The sequence below is a fragment of the Streptomyces bambusae genome, assembly GCF_019400985.1.
GTDB lineage: Bacteria > Actinomycetota > Actinomycetes > Streptomycetales > Streptomycetaceae > Streptomyces > Streptomyces bambusae_A.
The window spans coordinates 1-7,325 of the sequence record NZ_WTFF01000353.1 but is presented as its reverse complement, the minus strand read 5'-3'; the positions used below and the strand labels follow the sequence as shown (position 1 = coordinate 7,325).

The 7,325-nt window shown below is 75.0% G+C and carries 7 protein-coding genes; 5 read left to right on the top strand and 2 right to left on the bottom strand.

All coding sequences use genetic code 11. The features are described from left to right. Together GPJ59_RS31175 and GPJ59_RS31170 are read left to right on the top strand one after the other, a co-directional pair. The coding region (locus tag GPJ59_RS31175) for a S1C family serine protease (protein ID WP_219671271.1) at positions 1–1,244 on the top strand (1,244 nt) is incomplete at its 5' end. 94 nt (positions 1,245–1,338) lie between these two features. Then, on the top strand, positions 1,339–1,785 hold the full coding sequence (locus GPJ59_RS31170) for a sec-independent translocase (protein ID WP_219671270.1): 447 nt from the start codon (positions 1,339–1,341) through the stop codon (positions 1,783–1,785). Positions 1,786–2,015: 230 nt separating this feature from the next. On the opposite strand, the gene GPJ59_RS31165 is transcribed toward GPJ59_RS31170, so the two are convergent. Beyond that, positions 2,016–2,429: a PPOX class F420-dependent oxidoreductase gene (locus GPJ59_RS31165; protein WP_219671269.1), complete on the bottom strand. Its 414-nt coding sequence runs from the start codon at positions 2,427–2,429 to the stop codon at positions 2,016–2,018. Positions 2,430–2,841: 412 nt separating this feature from the next. Between GPJ59_RS31165 and GPJ59_RS31160 the strand changes: the two genes are divergently transcribed. After that, complete coding sequence (locus GPJ59_RS31160; RefSeq protein ID WP_219671268.1) at positions 2,842–4,743, top strand: C1 family peptidase; 1,902 nt, start codon at positions 2,842–2,844, stop codon at positions 4,741–4,743. A gap of 25 nt (positions 4,744–4,768) precedes the next feature. Then, positions 4,769–5,182, top strand: coding sequence for a hypothetical protein (locus GPJ59_RS31155; protein ID WP_219671267.1), 414 nt, complete (start codon positions 4,769–4,771; stop codon positions 5,180–5,182). Here GPJ59_RS31155 and GPJ59_RS31150 read toward each other — a convergent pair. After that, the gene (locus tag GPJ59_RS31150) at positions 5,148–6,389 is read right to left on the bottom strand and encodes a DUF418 domain-containing protein (RefSeq protein ID WP_219671266.1); all 1,242 of its coding nucleotides are present in this window, start codon (positions 6,387–6,389) and stop codon (positions 5,148–5,150) included. The genes GPJ59_RS31155 and GPJ59_RS31150 overlap by 35 nt on opposite strands. Positions 6,390–6,566: 177 nt before the next feature. Here GPJ59_RS31150 and GPJ59_RS31145 point away from each other — a divergent pair, with 177 nt between their 5' ends. Further along, entirely contained in the window at positions 6,567–7,301 is a 735-nt protein-coding gene (locus GPJ59_RS31145) for a GntR family transcriptional regulator (RefSeq protein ID WP_258025197.1), read from the top strand. Positions 7,302–7,325: the final 24 nt, after the last annotated feature.

Below are 7,325 nucleotides of genomic sequence, written 5' to 3'. Positions count from 1 at the left end.
ACGCCGATCCGGCTGCGGCAACCGCCGAAGACCCGGCCCCGGCCGCCCTGGCCGACCCGGGGAACCCGGCGGCTCCCGCCGCCCCCGCCGCCCCCGCCCCCCGCTACGACCCCTGGGCCGCGGCGCCGTCCCCCTTGCACGGGGTCGATGTCGGGCGTGGAGGGGTGGCGGGGCGGGTTGTGCGGTTGCGGCATGTTGTTGTCGGGGCCGTGGGGGTGGCGTTGGTTGCCGGGGGGATCGGGGGGTGGCTCGGGGTGCTGGCCGAGCGGGAGAGCAGTACCCGGCTGGTGCTGCCGCAGGCCGCCGCCGGGAGTACCGGACGGGCCCCCGACAGCGTCGCCGGGATCGCCGCCTCCGCACTGCCCGGCGTCGTCACCCTGCACGTCCGCGGCGGCACCGGCAACGGCACCGGGACCGGCTTCGTCCTGGACGGCCAGGGCCACATCCTCACCAACAACCACGTCGTCTCCGACGCCCGCGACATAACGGTCACCTTCAGCACCGGCGAGAGCGTCACCGCGCGCGTCGTCGGCCGGGACACCGGCTACGACCTGGCCGTGGTCAAGGTCGACGGCGTACGAGGCCTGCACCCGCTCGCGCTCGGCAACTCCGAGGACGTCAAGGTCGGCGACCCGGTCGTGGCCATCGGCGCGCCGTTCGACCTCTCCAACACCGTCACCGCCGGCATCATCAGCGCCACCGGCCGGCCCATCACCGCCGGCGGAGACAAGGGCGACGGCAGCGAGACCAGCTACGTCGACGCCCTGCAGACCGACGCCCCCATCAACCCCGGCAACTCCGGCGGCCCCCTCCTCGACGCCCGCGGCCGCGTGATCGGCATCAACAGCGCCATCCGCGGCGCCGAGAAGGGCGACACCGAGCGGCAGGGCGGCAGCATCGGCCTCGGCTTCGCCATCCCCGTCAACCAGGCCAAGCGCGTCGCCGAGGAGATCATCGGCACCGGCCGCGCCACCCACCCCGTCATCGGCGTCACCCTCGACATGCGCTGGACGGGCGACGGAGCCCGGGTCGGCAGCCGCACGGGCGGCGGCCCCGCCGCCAAGGCCGGGGTCCAGGACGGCGACGTGATCACCAAGGTGGACGGCCGACGCGTGCACAGCGGTGACGAGCTCATCATCAAGGTCCGGGCCCGCCGCCCCGGCGACGCCCTCACCCTCACCGTGGTCCGCGACGGCCGCGAGCGCACGCTGGAACTCGTACTCGGCTCGGCGAACGGTTCATGAAGACCGGAAGGATTGCGGCAGCACGGTACGGCGCGGCCGACCGGGCCGGGTACCGTTGTCGTGGCCGGGAAGCAGAGAGCCGAGGAGCGGCAAGGTGTTCAACGACATAGGCGCACTCGAGCTGGTCACCATCGTGGTGCTCGGCATCCTGATCTTCGGCCCGGAGAAGCTGCCCAAGGTCATCCAGGACATCGCCGGTGTCGTCCGCAAGATCCGCGCCTTCTCGGACAGCGCCAAGCAGGACATCCGCTCGGAGCTGGGCCCGGAGTTCAAGGACTTCGAGTTCGAGGACCTGAACCCGAAGACCTTCATCCGCAAGCAGCTCTCGGAGAACGAGGACCTCAAGGAGATCCGTACGTCCTTCGACCTGCGCAAGGAGCTGACCGACGTCACCGACGCCGTCAACGGCACCGAGCCCGAGCCCACCCCCGCCGCGCCTGCCGCCACCACCGGCGGCACCACCGGCGGCCCGGACCTGGTGAAGAAGCCCGCCCAGCCGGCCGCCGAGCAGCGCACCCCCTTCGACGTCGACGCCACCTGAGGCACGACGAGGCGCGACCTGCCCGGAGTGACGCACTCCGCTGGCTATCCTGCTCGGATGGAGACGACGAGCAGTAGCCGGGTGGGGGTGCAGCCCGCCGAGGCGCCCGCCGTACCCCCGCTCGAACAGGCGCCGGCGCAGCCCGCCCCCGAGGCGGCCCCCGAGGACCTGGCGCCGGCCGCGGCGCACGCAGCGCCGACGGCGGCCGGGCCGGGCCGGGCGCGCGGGTGTCAGCCGCGGGCGGCGTTGCCCACGAGGCGGTGGGGCGTGACGCGCAGGACGACGCGGACCTCCTCGGGCGGCAGGGCCAGGTACTCGTCGCCGGCGCCCGGGCCCTCGTACTCCTCGGCGATCCGGACGGCGACGGCCCGGCCGGCGTCCTCGGTCACGGTGACCGTGCCGCGGACCTCGACGTACACGAGCGGGTCGGTCAGGTCGTAGACGGTCAGGCTGACGCGCGGGTCGCGCCGGACGTTGCGCTCCTTCAGACGGCCCGCCTGGGTGGATATCAGCAGCTCCTCCCCCTCGCGGGTGACCCAGACGACCGAGGTCTGCGGGCTGCCGTCGGCGTTGAGGGTGGCCAGGACGGCCGGGTTGGGGGCGTCCAGGAGCTTGCGAACTGCGTCGTTCATCGCGGTGGTCATGTCCGCGACCCTAGGCGGCGTCCCCGCCGTGGTCCATGTCGATTCGGCGGCGGACTCGGGCCGGGTCCGGACGGGTTACGGACCGTCAGGGCCGGTCGCCCCTTCGGGCGCGGTCTGCCGGGGGGACGGTGTCGGCGCCGGTGGGGGCGGCCGCAGGCCGCGGATGATGCCCTGCGCGTCACGAGCGCGTCCGGTCCGCGGGGCGCGAAGCGGCCTTCCGGTTGCGGGTGGTGACGCGCCGCCCGTGACACACCGCGGCCCTGTCGGCCCTGCCGGCCCCGGCGGTCCCGCCGGGGCCGGCCGGCGCTCCCCCCGTGCCCTCGCGCGACCGCCCGGACCCCCTTGACGCCCCGTGCACGCGGGAGGACGCTCCCCGGCGCAGGGGGACGTACGGGGCACATGGGGGGACGGCATGCCGGAGGGGTACGAAGGGCACGCGCTGCGCGCGGGGGAGCTGCGGGCGCTGCTCGCCGAGCGCGGCGCGCGCTGGTCGGTCAGCGAGCACCTCGCCGACGACGAGGAGGTGCCCAGGGCCGCCCTGGGCCTGGAGCCGGGGGCGAACCTGACGCCCGCCCACCTGGCGGGGACGGTGGACCTGCGGGCGCTCGTCGGGCGTCCGAGCGGCAATCCGCACGTCGACCGGCGCAGGGCGGCGCACGGTCTGCTGCCCGGCGGCGCACCGGCGCTCGCGGCGGGCGCGCGGCCCGTCGCCGTGGACTGGCGCAGCCGCTGGGGCTGGCCCTGGATCACCAAGGTGAAGGACCAGAACCCGTGCGCGTCGTGCTGGGCGTTCGGCGCGGCCGGCCTGGTCGAGTCGATGGCCCGGATCGAGCACCACGTGTGGGCCGAGCGCTCCGAGGGGGACGTGCACGACGGGCTGCGCTTCAGCTGCGGTCAGGGCAGCAACCCGGAGACGGCGCTGGACTGGATCCGCGACAACGGCGGCCTCGCCGACCCCGACTGCCACCCGTACGCCACGCCCCCGCCCGGACTGCCGGCGCACCGGCGCGACGCCTGGCGCGCCGACTACACGCCGAGCTGGGACCGTTCGGGCAGGACCGTGCGGATCGGGGACTACGCGCGGCTGGGCGACGTGGAGCAGCAGAAGGTCTGGCTGGACACGGTCGGCCCGCTCACCGCCTGCTTCGACGTCTACGACGACTTCTTCGGGCTCGGTGCGGGCGTCTACCACCGCACCAGCGACCGGCTCGCGGGCGGCCACTGCGTCCTGGTCGTCGGGTACGACGACGCGGCCGGCTGCTGGCTGTTCAAGAACTCCTGGGGGACCGGCTACCACGTCGGCGGCTTCGGCCGGATCGGCTACGGCGAGGCCCGCATCGACTACTGGGCCAAGTGCGGCCTGCGCGGCACCAACGTCGACCCCTGGAGCAAGCGCCGACTGCACGCCGGGAGCGTCTACGAGAGCGGCAACGGCCGCGCGCACCGCAACTTCGAGCTGCTGGCCACCGCCGGCAAGGGCCGGCTGCGCCACTGGTGGCGCGAGGGCGACCCGCCGCACGCGTGGGCCCGGGCGGAGGCCTTCGGGAGCGACGCCTCCGGCCAGCCGGCCTGCACGGGCTCGACGTACAACCGGAACATGGAGTCCCTGCACGTCACGCCCGCCGGCCGGCTGCGCCACTGGTACTTCGAGCAGTCCGCCCGCACGTGGCGCGACGGCGGCCTGTTCGGGCCGGGCGACGCGGCCGTCGGCTCCACCCCCGGCTTCATCCAGAGCGACTACGGCAAGCCGGGCAACTTCGAGGTGGTGGTGCGGACCGCCGACGGGCGGCTGAACCACTGGTGGCGTATCAACGGCTCCCCCTGGTCCTGGAACGACGGCGGGCGTTTCGCGGCCGGCATCGCCCACTACGGCCCCGCCCTGGTCCAGACCCGCGCCCGGCAGCTGGACCTGGTCGCCGCCCGTACGGACGGCCGGATGCAGCGCTGGTGGCGCGACGACGCGGACGGCTTCAGCTGGCGGCCCGGCGAGGTCTTCGGCAGCGGCGCCGCCTCGGCGCCCTGCATGATCGAGGCCCAGTACGGGGCGTGGGACGAGGACACCGCGGGGAACTACGAGCTGTGCGTCGCGGGCTCCGGCGGCCGGGTCGAGCACTGGTGGCGCGACAACGCCGGCGCCGGCGGCTGGCGGCGCAGCGCCGTCTTCGGGCACGACGTGCTGGAGGTGACCGGGATGCTCCAGGGCAGTTTCGGGTTCAATCTGGAGGTCGTGGTCCTGCGCACCGACCGGCAGTTGCAGCACTACTGGCGGGACGGCGCGGGCTGGCACGAGGGCGCGGTGATCGGCCCCGCCTGACGCGGCAGGGACGGGGGCGAGGGACGTGGACGTACGGAAGGTGGTGCTCCGCCCCGGGGAGTCGTACCGGCTGCGGCTGCCGGGGCGCGGGGCGCGCGGTTACGTGTGGACCTGGCAGGTCAGCGGCGAGACGGACGCGGTCGAGGTGGCCGAGGCGCCCGCGCCCCCTCCTGCTCCGGCTCCCCCTCCCGCTCCCGCTCCCGCGCCGGCCGCCGCCGAGGTCCTGCCCGGGGCGGACGTCGAGCGGGTCTACGTCGTACGCGGCCGGCGCGCGGGCGGGCGGGCCCGGATCCGGTTCGCCCAGATCCGCCCGCCCTACCCGCACCAGGCCCCGTACGACGAGGTCCTCGTGGACGTCGAGGTCGCCGGGGCCGCCGGGGCCGCAGGGGCCGCCGGGGCCGGGGTCACACCCGGACCGGCTCGCGGCGGCGCGGACTGAGCGCCCACCGCTGTACGGACTCCAGCGGGCCCCGGTCGAAGCGGCGCAGCCAGAGCCGGGAGCCGGTGACCAGCACGACGCAGACGGCCGCCCACAGGCCCATCACCCACCAGGGCCCGCTGCCGTCGAGCTGCTCGGCCAGGCCGAGGCCCAGGCCGTAGCAGGCGAGCATGCACAGGCTGTTCTGCAGGACGTAGCAGGACAGGGCGGTGCGGCCGACCGACGACAGGCTGGTGGTCAGGGCGGCGGGCACCGGCAGCCGGTCCAGCGCCCAGCCGATCAGGCCGATGTAGCCGACGGCCACGAGGGGGGCGGCCGCGTACCGGCCCAGGAGGAAGAAGTCGTCGCCGCCGAGCGAGCAGGCGGCGTTCAGCGGCAGGCCCAGACCCAGCCCCCACAGCGCCAGCCGGGTCCGCAGCCGGCGGCCGGCGTCGGTCGGGGCGAAGGCGCCGGCCCGGTACAGCCGGACGCCGAGCAGGAAGAGGAACAGCAGCAGCCCGAAGGAGAACACCGGCTCGATGCGCAGCGTGAGGGCGTGGTCGAGCCGGAAGGCGATCTGGTCGGCCCAGCTGCCGCGGGCGTAGACCCCGACGGCGGCGGTGTCGGTGGCCGTGGGCTGCGCGGAGCCGGAACCGTCGTCCCCCGCGAAGCTGCCCAGGGTGAGCAGGCTCATCAGGGCCAGGTGCACGCCGATGGCCCAGCCCCCCACCCGCCGCCGGACCTTCTCCGAGCGGGCCAGCAGCCAGGCCGCGAGCAGCGCCGTCACGGCGTAGCCCATCAGCACGTCCCAGGCGAAGATCAGCACGAAGTGCACGGTCCCCTCCAGGAAGAGGAAGGCGGCGCGCTTCCAGTAGGCGCCGGGCCAGGGGTTGCCGCGCCGGGCCGCCGAGTCGTACTGGACGGCCAGCCCGACCCCGAACAGGATGGTCAGCAGCGCCAGGAACTTCCCGTCCGCGAGGAAGCGGAAGACGAACGCCGCGATCGTGGCCGCGGACGGGTCGGTCAGGGGGTCGGCGGTCCCGAGCGTGCCCTGGACGACGGACCACTCCGAGCCGGGTGTCGCGAAGATCCAGACGTTCGTCATGAGCGTGCCGAGGATGGCCGCCCCGCGCAGGACGTCGAGCAGCGGCAGGCGCCCGGTGGACCCGGTGGACCCGGTGGTGCCGGTGCCGGTGCCGGTGCTGGTGGTCGTGGTGGTGTTCGCCATGTCTTCCAGCGTCCCGGCGGGCCGGGGCCCGTACGTCGTGCGGCCGGAGGAACCCGGCGTACATCCTTCGATGCACCCGGCGGGAGGCGGGGTCCGCATCGCGGTGGGGTCCTGCGGTGGGGTCCGTATCGCGGACGGGCGCACCGGATGCACCCCTGTTGTATCTAACCTGTGCGCATGCCTCCCGCCATGTCGCCCGGCGCGCCAACGGCCGCCGCCCCCGCCCCCGCGTCCACCCGGGAGCCCGCCGCCCCCGCCCCCGCCGCGGACCGGGTGTACCGCTACCTCAAGCAGGCCGTGCTCGACCGCCGCTACGAGGGCGGCACGCTGCTGACGGAGGGCGAGGTGGCCGAGGCCGTCGGGGTGTCGCGCACCCCGGTGCGCGAGGGGCTGCTGCGGCTGGAGACCGAGGGGCTGATCAAGCTCTACCCGAAGAAGGGCGCGCTGGTGTTGGCCGTCTCGGCGCAGGAGATCGCCGACGTGGTCGAGACCCGGCTGCTGGTCGAGGAGTTCACCGTCCGCCGGGCCGTCCTCCCCCAGACTTCGTCCGGGGGCACCCCCAGCCCGCCGGCGCTCGTCGAGCGGCTGGAGGAGCTGCTGCGGGCGCAGCAGCGGTGCGCGGACACCGGCGACCTGGCGGCCTTCGCCGTGGCGGACCGCTGCTTCCACGCCGAGATCGTCCGGTACGCGGGCAACCAGATCCTCTCCCGCCTCTACGACCAGCTGCGCGATCGGCAGCTGCGCATGGGCGTCGCGGTCATGCACGCCCACCCGGACCGGGTCCACCGCAACATCGTCGAACACCGCGAGATCCTGGCCGCGCTGCGGGCCGGCGACGCCGAGGCCGCGGCCGCCTGCGTGCGCTCCCACCTGGGCCGGGTCGGCAGCCTGATGCGCGGGGCCGCGGCATGACCCTCCGGGACACCGGCCCCCGCC

What these genes read in the sequence shown, in the direction of transcription:
- GPJ59_RS31145 (WP_258025197.1), top strand. Translation starts at nt 6,567, where the DNA reads ATGCCTCCCGCCATGTCGCCCGGCGCGCCAACGGCCGCCGCCCCCGCC.
- GPJ59_RS31160 (WP_219671268.1), top strand. Translation starts at nt 2,842, where the DNA reads ATGCCGGAGGGGTACGAAGGGCACGCGCTGCGCGCGGGGGAGCTGCGG.
- GPJ59_RS31165 (WP_219671269.1), bottom strand. Translation starts at nt 2,429, where the DNA reads ATGACCACCGCGATGAACGACGCAGTTCGCAAGCTCCTGGACGCCCCC.
- GPJ59_RS31150 (WP_219671266.1), bottom strand. Translation starts at nt 6,389, where the DNA reads ATGGCGAACACCACCACGACCACCAGCACCGGCACCGGCACCGGCACC.